Below are 21,252 nucleotides of genomic sequence, written 5' to 3'. Positions count from 1 at the left end.
GCCGTCGCGGCCGCGCGGCGCCTCAGCCGCTTACTCGTAGGCCTTGGGGTCACCCGAATCGGTCGGGTTGGCGAGCGCGCGCTTGAAGGCGTCGCTCATGGGGTACTTGAGGTTGATCTGCTTGGGCGGGATCGGCGAATTGAAGTACTTCTCGTACAGCGCCGCGACCTTGCCGTTCTTGATCATGTCCAGCACGGCGCCGTCCACCACCTTCTTGAAGGCCGGGTCGTCCTTGGGCTGCATGATGCCGTAGGGCGCCAGCTCATAGCCCTTGGTGCCGATCACGAAGGCGGCGGGATCCTTGGACGAGGCCACCGAGCCGTAGGCCAGGCCGTCGTCGTTCATCGTGCCCGCGACGCGACCGGATTCGACCATCAGGAAGGTCTCGCCGGTGTCCTTGGCCGGGACGATGGTGATGCCCAGGTTGCCCTGCGCGTTCAATTGGGAAGCCAGCTTGAACGTCTGGCCGCCGGCCTGCGCCGCGATCGACTTGCCCTTGAAGGTGGCCAGGTTGTTCGGGTCGACGCCGCCGTCCTTGCGCGCCACCACCACGACCTGGGCCACGAAGGTGGTCGGGGCGAAGGAGACGAACTTGTGCCGGTCTTCCTTATTGGTAGTGTTGCCGCATTCCAGGTCGATGGTGCCGTTGGCCAGCAGCGGGATCCGGGTGGCCGAGGTGGTCGGGTTGTAGCGCACTTCCAGCTTGGGCAGCTTGAGCGCTTCCTTCACGTACTGGGCGACCTGCTGGCAGATTTCCACCGTGTAGCCGATCGGCTTCTGGTTGCCGTCCAGGTAGGCGAAGGGGACCGAGGTTTCCGGGTGGCCCAGCGTGATCACGCCGGTTTCACGGATCTTGTCCAGCCGGCTGGGGCCTTCGGCGTGGGCGGTGGCGGCGGCAGCGGCCGACAGCGCGGCGATGGAGAGCGCGGCAAATGCTTTCATCTTATTCCCTTGGCGCCGGACCGCCGGCGCTTGCATATGATTCCGATCAGCGGCACCGCACCCGCCGGCAACCGCCTCGTCCCGCGATGAGCCCCGCGGCTGGCGAAAAGTATCAACTAGCGTTATGGTTTTATCCAGTTCCAATCGGGTATTCCTCTATACGGATTTGATATGGCCATTCCACGAATGGGCTTGCGACACATCGAGGCATTCCGAGCCGTCATGATGACCGGCTCCATGACTGCCGCCGCGCGGCGGGTCCACACCTCGCAGCCGCACGTTAGCCGCTTAATCGCGCAATTGGAAGCGATCACCCAGTTTCCCTTGTTCGACCGCAACGGCAGCCGGCTGACGCCGACCCAGGACGGGTCGCGCTTCTTTCAGGAGGTGGAAAAGACCTTCATCGGACTGGCCGGCCTGGAGTCCGCCGCCGCCAGCATCCGCTCGTTCAGCGCCAGCCGCCTGAGCGTGGCGGCCATGCCGCGCCTGGCCGGCGGGCTGCTGGCCCGCATCGTGGCCGCCTTCAAGACCGAATACCCGGACGTGATGGTGTCGATCCATTCGGGCAGCGCCAGCGCCGTGCACAACTGGATCAGCTCGGGCTTCTGCGACACCGGGCTAGCGATGCTGTCGGGCGAGGCGCCCGGCATCCAGGTCGAGCCGGTCATGACCATGAATTGCGTGGCGGTGCTGCCCAAGGGGCACCGGCTGACCAAGCTGAAAAAGCTCAAGCCGGCCGACTTCGCCGGCGAGCCCTTCATTTCCTTTCCCAGCAGCACGCCGCTGCGCGAACGCATCGACGCGGTGTTCAAGGCCGCCAAGGTCGAGCGCCAGACCGTGGCCGAGGCCAGCCTGGGCTCATCGGTCTGCGCGCTGGTGGGCGCGGGGCTGGGCGTGGCCCTGATCAACCCGCTGGCCGCCCACGAGGAATACGAGGCCAACGGCGTGGAAGTGCGCCCCTTCACCCCGGCGGTGGCGGTGACGGTGGCGCTGCTCTATCCGCCGTACCACACCCGCACCCGGCTGGTCAGCGTGTTCTCGCGCTATGCGCACCAGTTGATGCAGGAGGAAATGGGGGAGTTGAAGGCGCGGCCGGGGCGTTGAGCGGGCCGCCATCGGCGCCAGCGCGCAACACGCGGCCGGCCCGGGATCGAATGCGCGGCCTCAGCCGGCCTCGGACAGCGCCGCCGGTCGCGGCGTCAGCGGATTGTGTTCCAGGTATTCCTGGGCGCGGCCGTCCCGCTTGATCTGGTCCCATTGCTCGCGCGTCAGCTGCGGCATCTGGAAGTCGGCCTGCGGGCGGCAGTACCAGCCCGGGTTGTGCAGCCGGGCCAGCAGGTCCATGCGCGAGCCGTCCAGGTACAGGCGTTCCGGGTCGGACACCACATCGTCGCGGGCGTGCATGGCGGCGACCTCGGCGATCACCAGGCTGCGTCCGTCGATGCGCAGCAGCTGGTGCAGCCGGCATTCGAACGACACCGGCGACTGCGCCACCCGGGGCACCGAGACGCGCTCGCCGGGCGTCAGCAGCAGCCCGGCTTCCTGCGCCTCGTCCACCCCGTGCGGGAAATCCACCGCCGTCACGTTCATGCGCGAGGCCAGCGCGGACGACACCAGGTTGACCGTGAATTCGCCGCGTTCCGCGATATTGCGCGCCGTGTCCTTCGGCGCGCCGTCGCGCACGCCGATGCCCACGCAGATCAGCGGCGGATCGCCGGACATCAGGTTGAAGAAGGAGAAGGGCGCCACATTGGTCGTGCCGCGCGCATCGCGCGACACGATCCAGGCGATGGGGCGCGGCACGATGGCCGCGGTCAGCAGCTTGTAGCGCGCCGGCCCCGGCAGCGTTTCCAGATCAATGAACATGTCGATCAGCCCTTGCCCTCGGTCGGCGTGGCGCCGGTGGCGGCCTTGGCGTCGGCGAAGGCGCGGTCGCTGCGCTTGCAGCGGCAGCGGCCGATCTGGTGCAGCTCGATCAGGTTGCCGACCGGATCGCGCAGGAACAGCTGCATCAGCTCGGGCGCGGCCACGTTGTCCAGCTTCCAGTAGTCCACGCCCAGGCGCCGCAGCTCCTGTTCGGACGCGGCGATGTCGCGCACCGCCAGCGCCACGTGGTTTTCCACCGGGTCGCGGCCCGGGCCCTGGGAATAAGGCGACGGACCATCGCTGCCCAGCAGATGGATCTGACAGTCATTGCCCATGTCCAGGAAATAGCCCGCGATGCCGGGGATCTGCCAGCGGCCCTGGTCCGTATCCAGGCCCAGCACATCGCCGTAGAACGCGCCCATCGCCTCGACCTTGCCCAGGGGCATGCGCACCGCATGATGGTGCAGTTCCAGCACTTCCAGCGCCATATCTCTCTCCTTCCTCTTATAGAGCGGGCGCCCATGCGCCGACCAGGCGCAAATGTTGGGCTCGCATTTGCCTGCGGGGAATGCCGTACTGGTAAATCGACGATTGCATTAAGCGTAACGGTCATGTCCGCGCCAGCGCGGTATGCTTGCGCGCATGAAACCGCTGGACCTCAACCTGCTCGTCACCCTGGACGTCCTGATCCAGGAAGGCAGCGTCGTCGGCGCCGCGCGCCGGCTCAACCTCAGCACGCCCGCCATGAGCCGCAGCCTGGCTCGCATACGCGAGGCGGTGGGCGACCCGGTGCTGGTGCGCTCCGGACGCGGGCTGGCGCCCACGCCGCGCGCGCTGGCCCTGCGCGAACAAGTGCGCAACGTGGTCGAACAGGCCCAGGCCGTGCTGGGCGCCTTCGGCCAGGACGTGAACCTGGCCACGCTGGAACGCGTCTTCACGCTGCGCGCCAACGATGTCTTCGTCGGCGGCTTCGGCGGCCGGCTGCGCGAGCACCTGCGCCGCTATGCCCCGCGCACCACGCTGCGCTTCGTCTCGGAAGGCGAGCACGATTCGGGCGCGCTGGACGACGACGCCGACCTGTACATCGGCTCCGTGCAAAAGTTCGGCGCCGACATCAAGGTGCAGACGCTGTTCACGACGCACTTCCACGGCCTGGCCCGCAGCGGGCACGCAATCTTCCACGGCGCCGTCACGCCGCGCCGTTTCGCCGCCTACGAACACATCGGCGTGTCGCGACGCGGCCGCAGCCACGGCCCGATCGACGAAGCGCTGGCCGAGCAGGGCCTGAGCCGCCACGTCGCGCTGATCACGCCCACGTTCTACGCGGCCATCTTCGCGCTGGCCGACTCCGACCTGATCCTGCCCGCCATGCCCGGGCACCTGCTGCCCGGCGTCAAGCGCCTGGGCCTGGACCTGCGCGCCTTCGACGTGCCCATCGACATGCCCGCCGTCACCGTGGTGCAGGCCTGGCCGCCGCGCCTGGACAGCGACCCGGCGCACCGCTGGCTGCGGCAGACCATCAAGCAGGTCTGCAGCGACGCCTCGGAAGCGGCGGACGCCGCGCCGTGACGGCGCCGCGGCCATCCCAGGCTTCCCCGCCGGCGAGCGACGCCATGACCCTGATCGACCGCTATCTGCCGCGCTACCAGTTCCATGAGCACCACAGCCGCCCGCTGGCCGCGACACCGGCGCGCGCCATGGCCGCCGTGCAGGCCTACCGCCCCGAGCAGGACCCGTTCTTTCGCCGCGCGATCGCCTTGCGCGAACTGCCGGTGCGCGCGTTCAACCAGCTCCGCGCGCGGCCGACCCCGACGCGTCCGCCGTTCGGCCTGGACGACTTCACGCTGCTCGACCGCGACGGCGACCGGGAACTGGCGTATGGCCTGATCGGCCGCTTCTGGCGCGCCGGTTATGACCTCATACCCTGCGCCGACGGCCCGGCCTTCCTGGCCTGCCAGGACAGCGGCGCGGCCAGACTGGTCATCAACTTCGCCATCGCTCCGCAGCCGGACGGCCAACTGCTGCTGTCCACCGAAACCCGCGTGTACTGCCCCGACCGCGCCAGCCTGCTGCGCTTCGCGCCGTACTGGGCGCTGATACGCCCGGTCAGCGGCTGGATCCGCCGGCGCATGCTGGCGGGGATCGCGCAGGGCGCGCAAGCGCGGCCGCAAGACTGACATCCATCGGCGCACGGCCATCGGCAACGCGCGCCGGCGCCACGCCCGCCCGGATACGCAGCCGGCCGTACCGCGCGCCCTCATCCTTCCCCCTTTCGCATCGCGCCCACAAGCGCCGCCCGCCGCTGCGCGCCGGCGCGAAACGCCTTTCCGTCGCGCGCAAACCCCTCTTCCAACTTCGCGCCGCTCCTGTATACTGCCTCGAAAATTGTTCAACAATCCTGGCCGGCCCGGCCGGGCACACAGGAGGCAGGCCATGTCGAATTACCCCGCCGCATATCAGGTGAGCAAAGGCTCCATCCTGAACGTGGACAAGGCGTTCTACCGTTCCCTGATCGCCGATCCGGCGCAGCGCCGGCTGGTCGAATCGCACGTGGTGCCGATCCGCAGCGGCTTCGCCTGGAAGGTGCCGGCCGGCCATGTGTTCCGCATCGTCACGCTGGAAGGCCCGCAGGTGGCGGACTTCAACATGTGGAACCTGCACAACCCGCGCGAACGCATGTGGGCCTCGCGCACGCGCCAGCTGCAGCAAGCCCACGTCAGCACCCATGACCGGCTCTGGTCGACGCTGCCCTACCTGCGCCCCATGGCCACCATCACCGAGGACACGCTGGCCAGCTACGGCGTCGACAGTGACGGCGGCCGCGTGCACGACCTGCTGGGCACGCGCTGCGACCCCTACGTGAACAAGCTGCTGACGGGCGAGGACTTCCATTTCCATTGCCACTCGAACCTGACGCGCGCCGTGGCGCCGCACGGCCTGACCGAGCTGGACGTGCACGACGTGCTCAACGTGTTCCAGGTCACCGGCCTGAACGACGACGACAAATACTTCATGAAGGCCTGCCCGGCCCAGCCCGGCGACTACCTGGAGATGTTCGCCGAGATCGATCTGCTGTGCGCGCTGTCCACCTGCCCCGGCGGCGACCTGTCGGTGCCGATGTGGGGCCCCGAGGCGCGCGATCCCATCGACGTGTGCCGGCCGCTGGGCGTCGAGGTCTACGCGCTGGATCCGGCGCTGCTGCAAGGCTGGACATCGCCCGGAGTTTCACCGTATAAGGGCGTCCACGGCCTGCATCCCGAAAAGGTCGAGTGGAAATAACGACAGCGGGCGCCGCGCACAGCGGCGCCCGGCCAGAGGAGCCAAGCAACATGCCTGCCGAACGCGGCCAGCGCCCCAGCGGCGACAGCGGGATCTCGATCGCGGAACGCATCAGCCACCAGCTGCGCGACGACATCATGGGCGGCAAGCTGCCGCCGGGCACGCAGCTGGTCGAGGTCGACCTGGCCGCCGCCTATGGCGCGTCACGCAACACCATCCGCGAAGTGCTGCACCAGCTGGGCCGTGAAGGCTTGGCCACCTTCGTGCGCCACAAGGGCGTGATCGTGCGCCGCATGGAACGCAAGGACCTACGCGAGATCTATGCCGCCCGCCGCGCGCTGGAAATGCAGGCCATCAGCGGCGACCTGCCGTTGCAGCCCGCGCTGCTGGACAAGATGCTGACCACCATCGACGCCGCCGACCGCGCGCTGGCCAAGCGCAACTGGCGCAACGTCGGCACGCTGAGCCTGCAGGTGCACCAACACATCGTGGCGCAGCTGGGCAGCCGGCTGCTGAACGAATACTTCCTGACGCTCTGTGCACAGCTGCGCCTGGTGTTCGCATCCGAAATCGATGAAAGCCTGATCCAGACCGCCGACTGGATCGAGCGCGAGCGGCAGATCCACGGCCTGCTGGTGAAGAACCGCCGCGCCGAGGCCGCCGAGGCCATGGCCGCCTACCTGGACGATTCCGAACGCACCCTGACCGGGGTGCTGACGCGGCTGAAGAACCAGCAGGCGAAGTAGCGCGGGACGGCGATGGGGCGCGTGACGGCCGCGCCAACGCGGCGCGCCTCGCCACGCGCGCCACGCGTTTGAACTCAGCGATCCAACGACATGACGGCGCCCCGAGGGGCGCCGTTGCCTGTCTTGCTCAGGCTTCGGCGTAGCTGCCGTCGGCGCGGTGCGTCTCGGTGCCGCTCAGCGGCGGATTGAACACGCACACCAGCCGCAGGTCGCCCTTGGTGGCGCGCAGCACGTGCTGGTCGTTGAGATTCAACGCGTACAGCGTGCCCGGCCGGATCGGGTGGCGTTCGCCGCTGGCCACGTCCAGCACCTCGCCTTCGCCCTCCATGCAGTAATTGGCCTCGTAGTGGTGCTTGTAGTGCAGGTGCAGCTCGGCGCCTTCGAAGACGCGGGTTTCATGCACCGAGTAGCCGATGCCGTCGCGCTTGACGATCATGCGGCGGCTTTCCCAGCCGGGGCCTCGGGCGTGGCGTTCGGTGTCGGTAAGATCCTGGCTGTGTATGACGATCATGGCGGGTTCCGATAGGGGATGGCAGGGGAATACTCTGGTCGGACATGCACGCATGGCGCGGGGCTTGCATGCCGGGCCGGCGCCGGGCCGCCGGGCGCCCGCGTCGGGCGGAATCAAGGCCTGTTCAACACGCGCTCCATCGCCACGGCCAGCTCCAGCACGCGGCGGTCATCGCCGCCGCGCCCCGTCAGCATCAGACCGATGGACTGGCGCGCGCGCTGGTCGCCGGACAGCGACACGCTGGGCAGGTCGAGACGATTGGCGAATTCGGTCAGGCTGAAGGCGCGCGCATTGGTCTGCAGATAAGCGTCGTCCGCTTCCAGGCTGGCGACGGCCGGCGGCAGCATGGGCACGGTGGGCGTCAGCACGCCCGCCGCCTCGCCCAGCGCCTGCTGGTAACAACAGCGCAATTCGCGCAGCCGCGCCAGCGCGCTGGCGTAGGCGTGCGCCGGCACCTGTGCGCCCAGCAGCATGCGCGGCCCGACGCGCGGATCGTAGTCCTCGCCGCTGCGGGCCAGCCTTGCTCGATGCAGCATATAGGCCTCGGCGGCGATGATGCCGCCTTCGCGCGCGGCCTGGGCCGCTTGCGTCAGCCAGGGCAGGGGCTGGCGCCGCAGCGTGAAGCCGGCGGCGCGCAGGCGTTCCGTCCAGGCCTCGAAGGCCTGCCGCACGGGCGCGTCCAGGATGTCCAGCAGGTCTTCGGGCAGCACCAGCATCGGATAGCCTGCGCCCGCAAGCCGCGCGTCGTCGTCTGCACTGGCGCCTGCCACCTCCGCCACGCCCGACGCGTGCCGGTGCGGAATCGGACGCGCCATGCCTTCAGGTTCAGGGTCATTCACCAAGGCGCGATCCACCCGCAGACAAGCGGCGGCGTCCGGCGCCAGGATGCCCGGCACGTCGAAGCTGGGCGACAGATAGGCCATGCCGGCATCGGGATAGCGTCCACGGCTGGGCTTGAAGCCCGCCACGCCGCAGAACGCCGCCGGGATGCGGGCCGAGCCGCTTGTGTCCGACCCCAGCGCCAGCGTCGCCAAGCCCAGCGCCACGGCCACCGCGCCGCCGCTGCTGGAGCCGCCTGCCACGCGCGGCGCATCGGCCATCAGCGGCGTGAGCGGCGTGCCATGCCAGCGGTTCAGGCCCAGCGCGCCGTAGGCGAATTCGGTCATGTTGTTCTGCGCCAGCAGCGTCGCGCCGGCATAGCGCAGCGCCTGCACGATGGCCGCGTCGCGCAGGGCCGGCGGCTCGCCGGCCAGCACGCGCGAACCCGCGTGCGTGACCCAACCCGCCACGTCGAAGCAGGCTTTCACGCCCAGCGTCGCGCCCGCCAGGGGCGGCGGCGCGACGCCGGCGCACAGCAAGGCATCGCGCGCCCGGGCCTCGGCCAGCGCCGCATGATCGCGGCGCGCCAGCAGCGCCAGCCGCGCCGCTTCGGGATGCGCCGCCGCGTTCGACAGGGCGCGCGCGACCGAGGCGGCGTGCAGATCGGTCGGCACGGCTCGCGTGCCTGCACAGGACGCGTCAGCCTGCGACATGGACATGGCTCAGGAAATCCTTGACGCGGGCGTCGTCGCTGGCCAGCACCTCGGCGGGCGGCGCGTCCAGCAGCACGCGGCCGCTTTCCATGAACAGCACGCGGTCCGAAACCTTGAAGGCAAAGCTCATTTCGTGCGTAACGATGAGCATGGTCATGCCCTCGCGCGCCAGCGTCTCGACCACCTTCAGCACTTCGGCCACCAGCTCGGGATCGAGCGCCGACGTGGGCTCGTCGAACAGCATGATCGATGGGCGCATCGCCAGCGCGCGGGCGATGGCCACGCGCTGCTGCTGTCCGCCCGATAGTTGGTGCGGATACTTGTGCGCGTGCTCCAGCATGCCGACCTTGTCCAGCAGCGCCAGCGCCTCGCAGCGCAGGTCCACGAACGCGCCGCGCCGGTGGTACTGCGGCGCCAGCATCACGTTCTGCAGCACGGTCTTGTGCGGGAACAGGTTGAAGCTCTGGAACACCATGCCGATATCCAGGATGCGCGCGCCCGGCGTCGAGCCGCGCGCCGAATCCAGGAAGGGCTGGCCATGCAGCAGCACGCGCCCGCCGTCCAGCGACTCCAGGCCGTTCAGGGTGCGGATCAAGGACGTCTTGCCCGAGCCCGACGGGCCGATGATGCTGATGACCTCGCCCGGCTTGACCACCAGGTCGATGCCCTTGAGCACCTCGTGGTCGCCGAAACGCTTGCGCGCGCCCTGGACCTGCAGGGCCTGTTCCGCGCCTTGCGCCGCCGGCGGCTGGGCGAAGTTGGCGCGCAACGCGTCGCGCGTGCGCTGATCCAGCGTCAGCGGCCGGGGCGTGCGGCGCAGGATGTTCAGGTGCGATTCGAGCCAGCCCAGCAGCTTGTCGAAGATGGTGACGATCAGCACGTAATAGAACGCCACCGCCAGCATGGTCTCGAACACCAGGAAGTTCTGCGTGTACAGCCGCTGGCCCACCAGCAGGATCTCGGCCAGCGAGATCACCGACACCAGCGAGGTCAGCTTGGCGATGGTGATGAATTCATTGCTCAGCGCCGGCAACGCGATGCGCAGCGCCTGCGGGATCACGATCATGCGCTGGATGCCGGCATAGCGGATGCCGAGCGCGCGGCCGGCCTCGATCTGGCCGCGCGGCACGCCCAGGATGCCGCCGCGATGGATCTCGGCGATGAAGGCGGTCTCGCTCAGCACCAGCGCCGTGAGGCCGGCGTAGAACGGATCGGACAGCACCGCGCCCGCCGCCGGGAACACCTGCGGCAGGTTGTAGATGAACACCAGCAGCACCAGCAGCGGCAGGCTGCGGAAGAACCAGATGTACAGTCCCGCCGCCTTGTTCAGTAGCGGATTGCGCGACTGCTTGCCCAGCGCCAGCACGAAGCCCGCGGCCACGCCCACGCACCAGGTGGCGATGCTGAGTTTCACCACCACCCAGCAGGCGTTCCAGAAATCCCGGTCCCACAACAGGCCCAGCGTGTAATCCCAATCGAAATGCATGTCGGCGGCTTCCCTGGCGCTGCGCGCTTACTGCTGCGGGCCGGCCAGCGCGGCCTGCACGTCGGCGTCCGTCGGCGCTTCCAGCCCATAGCGCGACAGCAGGGCGGCGTATTCACCGCTGGCGCGCGCCTCGCCCAGCGCCTTCTTGAGCTGCGCCTGCAGTTCCTGCGCGTCCTTGTTGAGACCCAGGCCGATCACCACCGGATACAGCAGAGCGGTCGAGCTGACCTTCACCGCGTTCTGCGTCTGCGACAGCATGCTGTGCGCCACGGCGGCGTCTTCCATCATCACGTCGGCCGCCTGCGAGCGCAGCGCCATCAGCGCCTCCGGCGCCGTCGGGAATTCCAGCACCTTGATCTCGCCCTGGCCCTTCGGCTGGCAGGTCTCGCGCGAGACCTTCTGCAGCTTGGGCGTCCAGGACGCGCCCTTGATCGAGGCCACGCGCTTGCCGCACAGCGCCTCGGGCCCCGTGGGCGCGTAGGCGCTGTTGGCCAGCACCAGCAGCGAGGAACCGGTCTTCAGGTAGGGCACGTAGTCGATCAGCTTGGCGCGCTCCGGCGTCACGTACAGCGCCGAGGCCACGGTATCGAAGCGGCGCGCGCGCATGCCCAGGATCAGGTCGGGAAAGCGCGTGTCGACGAACACGGGCTGCAACGACAGCTTGCCGGCCAGCAGGCGCGAGAAATCGGCGTCGAAGCCGGCGGGCTTGCCCGCGTCCAGGTAGGCGTAGGGCGGATAGGTAAGGTCGGAGCCGATGGTCAGGCTGTCGGCCTTGATGGTGGCGGCGGCGTGGGCCCAGGCGGATGCGGCGCAGAGCGCGGCGACGGTGACTATGCGGACGGCGCGCACGGCGCGGCCAGGCAGGCTGCTGGTGAAAACGGGCATGAGTTTCCCCTGTAGAACGTCTCGCAACCCGCGCCAGTGCGAGTTCGAGCTGGTTTTGCCGGGTGCCAGTCCGACTAAGATTGTTGAACAATTTTTAGCGATTCTGCGGCATCGGGGCAGGCAGGGGATATGGGTATTTTCCCTAGCGGGACACGAGGATCATCGTCGCGCCAGTCCCCATTCCCGGTAGCGGCGCGCCAACGCGCGCGCCGAAGGACACAGCACTTTCGGCAATTCACAGCGCGCGTATAGCTGCGCATAGCGCTTGCGGTTGGGCGGCGTCGCCACCGCGATGTGACGGATCATCGACCACTTCACGCTGTCGCGGCCGCCGTCGAGCGCGCCGCGCCGATCCCGTTCGAACCAGGTCCGGCGCGCGTAGCGCCACAGGCTCAAGGGCGTGGACAGGTCCAGCAGGATCAGACCCGTCGCACGCGCCAGGCGTTGCGGCAAACAAGAGGAATAGTTGCCGTCCATCACCCAGCGCTCGCCGGCGATGGCGGCGTCGTGCAGCGCCAGGAATTCCTCGGCGGGACGCGGCTGCCAGTCGGTATGCGGCAAATGGTAGAGACGGTCGAGGTGGATGGGCTCCAGGCCCTGTTTCGCCGCGATGGCATCGGCCAGCGTGGATTTGCCGCTGTTGGACGGGCCAAGGATGCAGATGCGCGGGCCTAGCGTGTCGAGGTTCATGGACGACGGGATGAGGAAAGAGCGACAGGCGGTCGCCGCCGGCCCGACGGCGCCATGATGCGCCGCGCGCGCCGTCGCGGTGCCGCTCATGCACCAAGATGGTTCAGGCGACGCGCCATGATAGCCCGCCCCATGCGGCGCAACGCCGCCTGGCCGCCTGGCACGGGTCTTGCTTGACTGGGATGCAGGCTTGTCCACAAGCGCCTGCCCATTTCCGACCAGGAGCCCGCATGTCCCGCAACACCGATCGCCTCGCGCCCCACACCTTCAACGCCTCCCGCCGCCGGCTGCTGCGCGGCGCCGCGCTGGGCGCCGCCACGCTGGCCGCGCCGGCGCTGGCGCGGGCGCAACCGGGCCCGGTCATCCGCATCGGCTACTGGCCGGTCGCGGCGGGCCTGCCGTTCTATGCCGCGATCGAGAAGGGCTACTTCAAGGAGGCCGGCCTGAACGTCGAAGCGCTCAAGTTCGCGGGCGCGCAGCAAGTCATGGAAGCCATGCTGGCGGGCCGCGCCGACGGCAGCGCCAACGGCACCGGCTCGGCCAACCTGGCCATCGGCGAGATCGCCTCGCCCGGCCTGTTCAAGATCTTCGCGTCCAACCCCAGCAACGCCAAGAACGTGCTGGACGAGTTCATCGTCGCGAAAGACAGTCCCATCCAATCCATCGCGGACCTCAAGGAGAAAAAGGTCGGTTCTGGACCCGGCATCCAGAATGCCACGCTGGCCAAGGCAGTGCTGGAGCGCGCCGGCGCAACCGGGGCGACGGTGGTCGAGCTGGCGATCAGCCAGCACGTGGCCGCCGTCGCCGCGGGCCAGCTGGATGCCTGCTACACGCTGGAGCCCACCGGCACCGTGGGCCGACTGAACGGCACCACCCGCGTGCTCGAAGCGGGCGTCATCGCCAAATACGTGCTGGGCGATCCGATGGCGCCCTGGTTCGGCGGCTCGGCCTCGCTGACCACCGCGTTCCTGAAAAAGCATCCCGAAGAAAGCCGGAAATTCATTGCCGCGTATGCCCGCGGCATCGAACTGATCCGCAACCAGCCGGACGAGGCGCGCCCGTACATGAAGGGTTACACCGCCATCGAGGGCCCCATGACCGAGGCGGTGCCGCTGGCCGCCTACACGCTCTACAACGAGTTCAGCCCCAGCGATATCCAATACTTCCAGAAGTTCTTCGACCTGTTCGCCGACAAGGGCATCTTCGCCCAGAAGGTCGACGTGGCCTCGATGCTGTACAAGGGCTGAGCCATGGACGCGATCACTTCGAGCCGCGCGGGCGCGGCGCAGGCCGCAGGCGCCCGCCACGCGGCCATCGCGGCGCCGGTTTCCCGCGCCCCGCGAACCTGGACCGCCGCGCGCCTGCTGCCGCTGATCGGCCCGCTGGCGCTGTACATCGTGTGGGACCTGGTGGTGCGGCTGCAGCTGGTCAGCCCGGTGCTGCTGCCCACGCCCGGCGCCACGCTGGTGGCGCTGGCCAAGGGCATGGCCGGCGGACCCTTGCTGGGCGACTTCCTCGCCTCGGTCAACCGGACGCTGCAGGCCTTCGTCATCGCCGGCGTGATCGGCGTGCCGCTGGGCGTTCTGCTGGGCAGCAACGAGAAAGCCTACCGCAGCGTCGAGTTCCTGGTGGACTTCTTCCGTTCGACGCCGTCGTCGGCACTGATCCCGCTGTTCCTGATGATCTTCGGCGTGACCGACATGAACAAGATCGCCATCGCGGCCTTCGCCGCGGTGCTAGTCATCCTGTTCAACAGCGCCTACGGCGTCATCAACGCGCGCAAACAGCGCGTGATGGCGGCGCGCGTCATGGGCGCCTCGCGCTGGCAGATCTTCAAGGACGTGCTGATCTGGGAAAGCCTGCAGCCGACCTTCGTGGGCCTGCGCAGCGGCGTGTCGATGGCGCTGGTCATCGTGATCGTGGCCGAGATGTTCATCGGCTCGGACAGCGGGCTGGGCAATCGCATCATCAACGCGCAGCAGGTGCTGAACGTGCGCGACATGTACGCCTCGATCCTGGCCGCCGGCGCGCTGGGCTATGTCCTGAACATTCTCTTCCTGCTCATGGAAAAGCGCGTCGTCCACTGGAGCGGCCGGTAATCATGTCCACCGTCATCAACCCCGCCATCGCGCCATCGCCCGCCCCCGCGCCCTTCGTGCCGGGGCCGGCCGGCACCCACATCACCATCCGCGGCCTGACCAAGTATTTCGCCGGCTGGCCGCTGTACGAGGACTTCAACCTCGACATTCCCAAGGGCAAGATCGTCTCGGTCTTCGGCCCCAACGGCTGCGGCAAGTCCACGCTGATCAACATGATCGCCGGCCTGATTCCCATCGATGCCGGCGAGATCCTGTTCGACGGCAAATCGCTGGCGCAGACCAAGATCGGCTATGTGTTCCAGAACTACCGCGAGGCCATGTTCCCGTGGCTGCGCACGATCGACAACATCGCCTATCCGCTGCGGCTCGAGGGACGCGACAAGGCCGAGGTCGACGCGCGGGTCGAGGAGCTGGTGGCTTCGTTCGACGTCAAGTTCGATCTCAAGCGCTACCCCTACGAGCTGTCCGGCGGACAGCAGCAGACCGCCTCGATCATGCGCGCGCTGGCGCCGGGACCCGAAGTGCTGTTCCTGGACGAGCCGTTCTCGGCGCTGGATTTCGAGATGACGCTGTTCATCCGCGAAAAGCTGCAGGAAGTCTTCATGCAGACGGGCACCACCATGCTGCTGGTCTCGCACGACCTGGAAGAAGCCGTCTACCTGGCCGATCAGGTGCTGCTGCTGACCAAGCGACCCACGCGCGTGGCCGAGATCCTGGACTACGGCGATGCCCGTCCGCGCACCGTCGAGACCCTGACCGAACCCAGCTTCATCGACATGAAGAAACTGAGCCTGGAAATCTTCCAGCGCGAAGTGCGCCGCTAGCGATACACGCCCCACAGGAGGAATCCGCCATGACCCAGGAAACCATCGATCAATACGTGCGCAGCGCGCTGGCGCTGGCCGGCTATGCCCTGCGCGAGCCGGCCACGGCCGAGGTGGCGCAGCAATTCGCGCGCATCCACGACATCGCCTCGACCTTCATCGACGAGGCCCTGCCGGTGGAACTGGAATCGGCCTCGGTGTTCCGCCCGTGAACAGCGTCGCCCTCGGCCTGGCGCGGCAGATCCGCGACGGCGAGCGCAGCGCGTCGACGGTGCTGGAGGCCACGCTGGCGCGCATCCGCGAGGCAGACCCACGCTACCACTGCTTCACCAGCATCACCGAGACCCGCGCCCGCCAGGAGGCCGCCGCCATCGACGCGCGGCGCGCCCGAGGCGAAGTCCTGCCGCCGCTGGCCGGCGTGCCCTATGCGGTCAAGAACCTGTTCGATACCGCGGACGAGGTCACGCTGGCCGGCGGCCGCGTCAACGCCGCCAACCCGCCCGCGCGGCGCGATGCCGTGCTGGTGGCGCGGCTGCGCGAGGCCGGCGCGGTGCTGGTGGGCGCGCTCAACATGGACGAGCACGCCTACGGCTTCACGACAGAGAACTCGCACTACGGCGCCTGCCGCAATCCGCACGACCCCGCCCGCATCGCCGGCGGCTCGTCGGGCGGCAGCGCCGCGGCGGTGGCCGGCGGCCTGGTGCCGCTGACGCTGGGCTCCGACACCAACGGCTCGATCCGCGTGCCTGCCTCGCTGTGCGGCGTGTTCGGCCTGAAGCCGACCTTCGGCCGCCTGCCGCGCACCGGCTCGTTCCCCTTTGTCGGCAGCCTTGACCATCTGGGCCCCTTCGCGGCCGACGCGACGGGCCTGGCCGCGGTCTACGACGCGCTGCAAGGCCCCGACGCCGGGGACGCAGCCTGCGCCCAGCATCCGGCCGAACCCACGCTGGCGGCGCTGGCCTCGGACCGCCCCTTGCGCGTGGCCGTGCTGGGCGGCTATTTCACCCACTGGGCCGGCCCCGAGGCGCGCCAGGCCGTGCAACTGGCCGCGCGCGCGCTCGACGCCGCCGATATCGTCGAACTGGCCGGCGCGCAGCAAGCGCGCGCCGCCGCGTTCGTGATCACCGCCGCCGAGAGCGGCGCGCTGCATCGGCGCCGCCTGGTGACGCATTACGACTACTACGAGCCGTATTCGCGCGACCGCCTGGTGGCGGGCAGCCTGGTGCCCGCCGCCTGGGTGCAGCAGGCCCAGCGGGTGCGCCATCGCGTCTACCGCGACGCGCTGGCGCTGTTCGCGCGCTACGACGTGCTGATCGCGCCCGCCACGCCGGTGCCCGCCACGCCCATCGGCGCCCGGGACCTGATGCTGGCCGGCCAGTGCCTGCCGGCCCGCGCCAGCATGGGCCTGCTGACGCAGCCCATCTCCTGCCTGGGCCTGCCCGTCTGCGCCGCGCCCGTCTGGCCCGGGATCGGCGCCGACGCCCATCTGCCGCTGGGCGTACAACTGATCGCCGCGCCGTGGCGCGAGAGCGATTGCCTGCTGGCGGCCAGGCGGCTGGAGCAGGCTGGCGTCGCGGCGGTCCGGCAGGTCATGCCGTCGCCGCGCGCGTGAAGAAGGCCAGCGTCGCCGCGCCGGCGAGCGCCGTTCTCATGCAGACGTTGCGTTCATGGCGCCCCCCTCACACCGCCCAGCACGAGCAACCCAGCGCGCCGAAGAAGCCCGACAGGTCCGAGCTGGGTGCCTGCGCCCCCCAGGCCCGCGCATGCTCGTGTCCATGCACGCCGCAGGCGCTGGCGCAGCCGCAGGCCGCCATATTGCGGTAGCCCAGCGAATTGCGGCCGGCGCCGTCCGGGTCGCCCCAGGCGGCGTAGCCGCCGAACAGGCGCGTGGGCGACCAGTCCGGCATGGCGGGCGGCAGCGGGTTGTCGTCCAACGGACCGAACTCGCCGGCGCCGTAGACCACGCGGCCGCCGACCACGGTCAGGTCCGAGGTCAGGAACGAGATCTCGTCCTCGGCGCAACTGAAATAGTCCTTGTCCGGCACGATGAAATCGGCCAGCTGGCCCGGCTCGATGCGGCCGCGCTTGCCTTCCTCGTTGGAGAACCAGGCCACGTTCTCGGTCCACATGCGCAGCGCGGTCTCGCGGTCCAGGCAGTTGCGCGCCGGGTACAGGCGCGTGCCGCCCACGGTCTTGCCCGTGACCATCCAGGACAGGGACACCCAGGGGTTGTAGGACGCGACGCGGGTGGCGTCGGTGCCGGCCGACACCTTCACGCCGCGCGCCAGCATCTTGGCGACGGGCGGCGTGGCCTCGGCCGCCGCCGCGCCGTAGCGCTCGATGAAGTACTCGCCCTGGTAGGCCATGCGGTGCTGCACGGCGATGCCGCCGCCCAGCGCGGCGATGCGGTCGATCGACTTGTCGGAGATGGTCTCGGCGTGGTCGAAGAACCAGTTCAGGCCGGTCAGCGGCGTGTCGCGATGGACTTTCTCGAAGACGTCCAGCGCGCGCGTGATGGTCTCGTCATAGGTGGCATGCAGGCGCCAGGGCCAGCGGTTCTGCGCCAGCACGCGCACCACTTCCTCCAGCTCGCCTTCCATTTCCGGCGGCATGTCCGGCCGCTCGACGCGGAAATCCTCGAAGTCGGCGGCCGAGAACACCAGCATCTCGCCGGCGCCGTTGTGGCGGAAGTAGTCGGTGCCCTGCTTGTACTTCACGCTGGCGGTCCAGTTGAGGAAGTCTTCCTTCTCCTGCTTGGGCTTCTGCGTGAACAGGTTGTAGGCCAGTCGCACCGTCATCTGGTTGTCGTCGGCGAGCCGCTGGATGACGGCATAGTCGTCGGGATAGTTCTGGAAGCCGCCGCCGGCGTCGATCACGCCGGTCACGCCCAGCCGGTTCAATTCGCGCATGAACTGGCGCGTGGAATTGAGCTGGTAGTCGAAGGGCAGCTTCGGGCCTTTTGCCAACGTGGCGTACAGGATGGTAGCGTTGGGCTTGGCCAGCAGCAGCCCGGTGGGGTTGCCCTGCGCGTCGCGCAGGATCTCGCCGCCCGGCGGATTGGGCGTGGTCTTGTTGTAGCCCACCGCGCGCAGCGCCGCGCCGTTGAGCAGGGCGCGGTCGTACAGGTGCAGGATGAATACCGGCGTGTCGGGCGCGACGGCGTTGAGTTCCTCGATGGTGGGCAGGCGCTTCTCGGCGAACTGGTGCTCGGTGAAGCCGCCCACCACGCGCACCCACTGCGGCGCGGGCGTGATGGCGACCTGGCGCTTGAGCATGGCCATGGCGTCGGCCAGCGAGCGCACGCCGTCCCAGCGCAGCTCCATGTTGTAGTTCAGGCCGCCGCGCACCACGTGCGTGTGGTTGTCGTACAGGCCGGGCAGGACGGCGCGGCGCTTCAGGTCGACGCGCCGCGTGCTGGCGCCGGCCAGCGCCAGCACCTCGGCATCGTCGCCGACCGCGGCAAAGCGGCCGTTTTTGACGGCGACGGCGCTGGCCTGCGGCCGGGAACGGTCCAGCGTGGTGATGCGGCCGTTGTGGAAGATGACGTCCGGCGTGGCGGTGGTCATGGCGGTTTCTCCTTGGAATCGGGCAGGGGCGCGAAGCCTCAGCCCTGGTCGGTGTTCTTGTCCTGGCGTTGGGGCTGGGCCTGCCGGCCGGGCAGTTGCCCAAACAGATGGCTCACGGTCTTTTCCTTGTCGCAGGCGGCGGCGAAGGCCGAGCCGTTGAGCATCTGCTTGCCCACCGGAATCAGCTGTTCGCCCACCAGGATGCCCAGCAGGCCGATCAGCGCCACCAGCGGCGGCGCGGGCGAACGGACCTGCAACAGGCTGTAGACCACGCCGACCAGCAGCCCGGCGCCCAGGGATAGCAGATAGATCTTCATTTGGATTGTCGTCCATTCAATTGCGATTCATGCCAGCGTGTCCGCCAGCAGGGCTTCAACATCATCCAGCGCCGTGATGCGCAGCGTGGTTTCGTCGCGGATGGCGGCGCCGTCGCCGTCTTCGAGCGGCACGTCGTTGACGGTCAGCCGGCCCTTGGACGCGACCAGATAACCGCGACGCGAACCGCTGGCGAACCGATAGGTGGCCTCCTCGCCCGCCTTGAGCGCGACGGCCAGCAGCCTGGCGTCGCTGCGGATCGGCAGCGCGTCCTCGTCGCCGGCGATGCCGCTGGCCAGCGTCAGGAAATGGCCGTGACAGGCGTCGCGAGCAAAAGTCTTCCTGCCCCAGCTGGGCGGCGCGCCGCGCCGGTCCGGCTCGATCCAGATCTGGAACGCGCGGGCCGGACCGCCTTCCATGTTGAACTCGGCATAGGTCAGGCCGCTGCCCGCGCTCATGACCTGCACATCGCCGGCCCGCGTGCGGCCGCGGTTGCCCAGGTCGTCCTCGTGCGTGAGCGCGCCCAGGCGCACGCAGGTGATGATCTCCACATCCGTATGCAGCAGCGGCGGAAAGCCCGAGCCCGGCGCGAGGGTCTCGTCGTTCCAGGCGCGCAGCGCGCCCCAGCGCATGCGCGCGGGGTCCTGGTAGCCAGCGAACGAGAAATGATGCTTCACGTCGAACCAGCCGCGATGGGCATGGCCCAGGCTGGCGAGGGGACGGCGTTCGATCATGAGAGGACCTCTGGATATCGGAAGTGTGCGGATTCGATGCGCCAAGCCGGTAGCGGCTGCCTATGCCTTGCAGCCGGTTCAACGCGGTGGCGTCAGTGCTTCAAGGCCAGGAAGTGATGCACCTCGGGCTTGTCCGGCCCGACATGAAAGCGCAGCGCTTCGGCCTGCAGGTCGGCGTCGGCATGGGATACGCGATGGTGCTGGCGCAGGTGTTCGGCCCAGGATTCCACGAAGAACCATTCGACCACCCGCTCCGCGTCGCCGGTATGCTCGACCACGCCCCAGGCATAGGCGCCGTCGCGCAGGCGCTCCTGCGACAGGCGCTTCATGGCGGCCAGGAAGGCGGGACGGTCGGCCTGGCGGATGCGGTATTCCACCTGCACCAGCACCGGGCCGCGATCGTGCGCCACCGGCTCGGCGACCAGCGGCTCGGGCCAATGGTTCGACGCCTGCAGGTCGGCCTCGCCCACCGGCAGGCGGACGCGGTGAAACAGCAGCGCGACCAGGACCAGGCCGGCGGCGCTGGCCGCCAGCGCGTAGGGCACGCCGATTTCGCGCGCCACCAGGCCCCAGCCCAGGCTGCCGGCCGCCATGGCGCCGTTGAACACGGTCAGGTACACCGCCAGCCCGCGGCCGCGCACCCAGTTGGGCAGGATGGCCTGGGCCACGCTGTTGAACGTCGTCAGCGCCGTGATCCAGCCCATGCCCAGCACCACCAGCAGCAGCACGGCCAGCCACTTCGGCGGCGCGAACACCAGCGCCGCCATCACGGCCGCGCTGGCCACGGACGCCAGCAGCACCAGGCCGTCCGCGTCCAGCTTGCCCAGGCGCGGCAGCAGCAGCGCGCCCAGGATCGCCCCCGCGCCCACGGCGCCCAGCAGCACGCCGTAAAAGCCCGAGGATCCGCCCAGCATCTGGCGCGCCACCAGCGGCAGCAGGGCCCACACGGCGCTGGCGAACAGGAAGAACACGGCGGCGCGCAGCAGCACGCGGTGCAGCTCCTTGCTGGCCCGCGTATAGCGCAGGCCGGCGCGGAACGCGCCCAGGAAGTTCTCCGACAGCGTGCTGTCGGCGGCGACGGGGCGCTTCCACCACAGCAGGGCGGCGATCACGAACACATAGCTGAACACGTCCATGCCGTAGGTCACGGCCGCGCCGAAGCTGGCCAGGATCAGGCCGCCGGCGGCCGGGCCGATGGCGCGCGCGATATTGATGCCCAGCGAATTGAGCGCGACCGCGCCCTTGAGATCGGCGCGCAGCACCAGCTCGGGCACGATCGATTGCCAGGTCGGCCCCATCAGCGCCGCGCCGATGCCGCCGACGAAGGTCAGCGCGATCAGATAGTCGACCGTCAGCGCGCCGCTGTGCGACAGGAGCAGCAGCGTGCCGCTGACCGAGGCCAGCAGCAGCTGCACGAAGATGAGGAAACGGCGGCGGTCCAGGATGTCGGACAGCACGCCGGCCGGTATGGCGAGCAGGAAGATGGGCAGGGTGGCGGCGGTCTGGATCAGCGCCACGGCGGTCGGACTGGCCGACAGGTCGGTCACCAGCCAGGAGCTGGCCACGTCGCGCATGAAGCTGCCGACGTTGCCCAGCACCGTGGCCGCCCACAGCACGGCGAACACGGGCTGGCGCAGCGGCGCGAAGCTGCCTGCCGGATTAGGGGTGTTGCCGTTCGGCATGGAATGCTCCTGGGTCGCCAGGGGCGTTCATCGCGCCGCCTGCCGTGTTCCGAAAGTATCGCGCCGGGCCGGCCGTGGCAGCGCCACCGCCGGCC

At 69.2% G+C, this 21,252-nt stretch carries 22 protein-coding genes; 10 read left to right on the top strand and 12 right to left on the bottom strand.

The annotated features are described in order from the left end of the window. Positions 1–30: 30 nt before the first annotated feature. Positions 31–942 carry an amino acid ABC transporter substrate-binding protein gene (locus AC6LJ9_RS26375; RefSeq protein WP_212314551.1) on the bottom strand — a complete coding sequence of 304 codons (912 nt, stop codon included), beginning with the start codon at positions 940–942 and terminating at the stop codon, positions 31–33. 171 nt (positions 943–1,113) lie between these two features. On the opposite strand from AC6LJ9_RS26375, the gene AC6LJ9_RS26370 reads away from it, so the two are divergent. Beyond that, positions 1,114–2,046, top strand: coding sequence for a LysR substrate-binding domain-containing protein (locus AC6LJ9_RS26370; protein WP_498149835.1), 933 nt, complete (start codon positions 1,114–1,116; stop codon positions 2,044–2,046). 60 nt (positions 2,047–2,106) lie between these two features. On the opposite strand, the gene AC6LJ9_RS26365 is transcribed toward AC6LJ9_RS26370, so the two are convergent. Both AC6LJ9_RS26365 and AC6LJ9_RS26360 read right to left on the bottom strand, forming a co-directional pair. Then, positions 2,107–2,808 carry a flavin reductase family protein gene (locus AC6LJ9_RS26365; RefSeq protein WP_498149834.1) on the bottom strand — a complete coding sequence of 234 codons (702 nt, stop codon included), beginning with the start codon at positions 2,806–2,808 and terminating at the stop codon, positions 2,107–2,109. Positions 2,809–2,813: 5 nt separating this feature from the next. Then, positions 2,814–3,296, bottom strand: coding sequence for a VOC family protein (locus AC6LJ9_RS26360; RefSeq protein ID WP_103271842.1), 483 nt, complete (start codon positions 3,294–3,296; stop codon positions 2,814–2,816). Positions 3,297–3,450: 154 nt separating this feature from the next. Here AC6LJ9_RS26360 and AC6LJ9_RS26355 point away from each other — a divergent pair, with 154 nt between their 5' ends. The 4 genes from AC6LJ9_RS26355 (at position 3,451) to AC6LJ9_RS26340 (ending at position 6,833) form a co-directional block, all read left to right on the top strand. After that, on the top strand, positions 3,451–4,377 hold the full coding sequence (locus AC6LJ9_RS26355; RefSeq protein ID WP_212314557.1) for a LysR family transcriptional regulator: 927 nt from the start codon (positions 3,451–3,453) through the stop codon (positions 4,375–4,377). A 44-nt stretch (positions 4,378–4,421) separates the two neighbouring features. Continuing rightward, a complete protein-coding gene (locus tag AC6LJ9_RS26350; RefSeq protein ID WP_498149833.1) occupies positions 4,422–4,985 on the top strand; it encodes a hypothetical protein in 564 nt (187 codons plus the stop codon). 256 nt (positions 4,986–5,241) lie between these two features. Beyond that, positions 5,242–6,087: an urea carboxylase-associated family protein gene (locus AC6LJ9_RS26345; RefSeq protein ID WP_212314559.1), complete on the top strand. Its 846-nt coding sequence runs from the start codon at positions 5,242–5,244 to the stop codon at positions 6,085–6,087. 50 nt (positions 6,088–6,137) lie between these two features. Next, the gene (locus tag AC6LJ9_RS26340) at positions 6,138–6,833 is read left to right on the top strand and encodes a GntR family transcriptional regulator (RefSeq protein ID WP_212314561.1); all 696 of its coding nucleotides are present in this window, start codon (positions 6,138–6,140) and stop codon (positions 6,831–6,833) included. Positions 6,834–6,960: 127 nt separating this feature from the next. Here the strand turns inward: AC6LJ9_RS26340 and AC6LJ9_RS26335 are convergent, their stop codons facing one another. The 5 genes from AC6LJ9_RS26335 to AC6LJ9_RS26315 form a co-directional block, all read right to left on the bottom strand. Further along, entirely contained in the window at positions 6,961–7,344 is a 384-nt protein-coding gene (locus AC6LJ9_RS26335) for an ectoine synthase (protein WP_498149832.1), read from the bottom strand. A 113-nt stretch (positions 7,345–7,457) separates the two neighbouring features. Then, a complete protein-coding gene (locus AC6LJ9_RS26330) occupies positions 7,458–8,882 on the bottom strand; it encodes an amidase family protein (RefSeq protein WP_498149831.1) in 1,425 nt (474 codons plus the stop codon). Further along, positions 8,863–10,362, bottom strand: a complete 1,500-nt coding sequence (locus tag AC6LJ9_RS26325) for an amino acid ABC transporter permease/ATP-binding protein (RefSeq protein ID WP_498149830.1) — start codon at positions 10,360–10,362, stop codon at positions 8,863–8,865. Before AC6LJ9_RS26325 ends, AC6LJ9_RS26330 begins: the two co-directional genes overlap by 20 nt. Before the next feature lie 27 nt (positions 10,363–10,389). Further along, on the bottom strand, positions 10,390–11,247 hold the full coding sequence (locus tag AC6LJ9_RS26320; protein ID WP_498149829.1) for a transporter substrate-binding domain-containing protein: 858 nt from the start codon (positions 11,245–11,247) through the stop codon (positions 10,390–10,392). 159 nt (positions 11,248–11,406) lie between these two features. Next, on the bottom strand, positions 11,407–12,027 hold the full coding sequence (locus tag AC6LJ9_RS26315) for a P-loop NTPase family protein (RefSeq protein ID WP_498149828.1): 621 nt from the start codon (positions 12,025–12,027) through the stop codon (positions 11,407–11,409). A gap of 140 nt (positions 12,028–12,167) precedes the next feature. On the opposite strand from AC6LJ9_RS26315, the gene AC6LJ9_RS26310 reads away from it, so the two are divergent. Genes AC6LJ9_RS26310 through AC6LJ9_RS26290 form a run of 5 tightly spaced genes read left to right on the top strand, consistent with a single transcriptional unit; the run spans position 12,168 to position 16,472 of the window. Continuing rightward, positions 12,168–13,184, top strand: coding sequence for an ABC transporter substrate-binding protein (locus AC6LJ9_RS26310; protein ID WP_498149827.1), 1,017 nt, complete (start codon positions 12,168–12,170; stop codon positions 13,182–13,184). A gap of 3 nt (positions 13,185–13,187) precedes the next feature. Continuing rightward, positions 13,188–14,036: an ABC transporter permease gene (locus AC6LJ9_RS26305; protein WP_498149826.1), complete on the top strand. Its 849-nt coding sequence runs from the start codon at positions 13,188–13,190 to the stop codon at positions 14,034–14,036. 2 nt (positions 14,037–14,038) lie between these two features. Then, positions 14,039–14,860: an ABC transporter ATP-binding protein gene (locus AC6LJ9_RS26300; RefSeq protein ID WP_498149825.1), complete on the top strand. Its 822-nt coding sequence runs from the start codon at positions 14,039–14,041 to the stop codon at positions 14,858–14,860. A gap of 29 nt (positions 14,861–14,889) precedes the next feature. Next, the gene (locus tag AC6LJ9_RS26295; RefSeq protein ID WP_498139517.1) at positions 14,890–15,072 is read left to right on the top strand and encodes a DUF4089 domain-containing protein; all 183 of its coding nucleotides are present in this window, start codon (positions 14,890–14,892) and stop codon (positions 15,070–15,072) included. Further along, positions 15,069–16,472 (top strand): AtzE family amidohydrolase, encoded by a 1,404-nt coding sequence (locus AC6LJ9_RS26290; RefSeq protein WP_498149824.1) that lies wholly within the window; start codon positions 15,069–15,071, stop codon positions 16,470–16,472. The genes AC6LJ9_RS26295 and AC6LJ9_RS26290 overlap by 4 nt, the downstream gene beginning before the upstream one ends. A 67-nt stretch (positions 16,473–16,539) precedes the next feature. Here the strand turns inward: AC6LJ9_RS26290 and AC6LJ9_RS26285 are convergent, their stop codons facing one another. The 4 genes from AC6LJ9_RS26285 to AC6LJ9_RS26270 form a co-directional block, all read right to left on the bottom strand. After that, a complete protein-coding gene (locus tag AC6LJ9_RS26285) occupies positions 16,540–18,426 on the bottom strand; it encodes an amidohydrolase (protein ID WP_498149823.1) in 1,887 nt (628 codons plus the stop codon). Positions 18,427–18,464: 38 nt separating this feature from the next. Next, on the bottom strand, positions 18,465–18,743 hold the full coding sequence (locus AC6LJ9_RS26280; protein WP_212314576.1) for a XapX domain-containing protein: 279 nt from the start codon (positions 18,741–18,743) through the stop codon (positions 18,465–18,467). A gap of 27 nt (positions 18,744–18,770) precedes the next feature. After that, on the bottom strand, positions 18,771–19,475 hold the full coding sequence (locus AC6LJ9_RS26275; protein ID WP_498149822.1) for a pirin family protein: 705 nt from the start codon (positions 19,473–19,475) through the stop codon (positions 18,771–18,773). A gap of 92 nt (positions 19,476–19,567) precedes the next feature. Beyond that, complete coding sequence (locus AC6LJ9_RS26270) at positions 19,568–21,157, bottom strand: MFS transporter (RefSeq protein WP_498149821.1); 1,590 nt, start codon at positions 21,155–21,157, stop codon at positions 19,568–19,570. Positions 21,158–21,252 lie beyond the last annotated feature (95 nt).

Source organism: Achromobacter sp. 1011811831, assembly GCF_059760905.1.
This window is presented reverse-complemented; position numbering and strand designations above follow the sequence as displayed.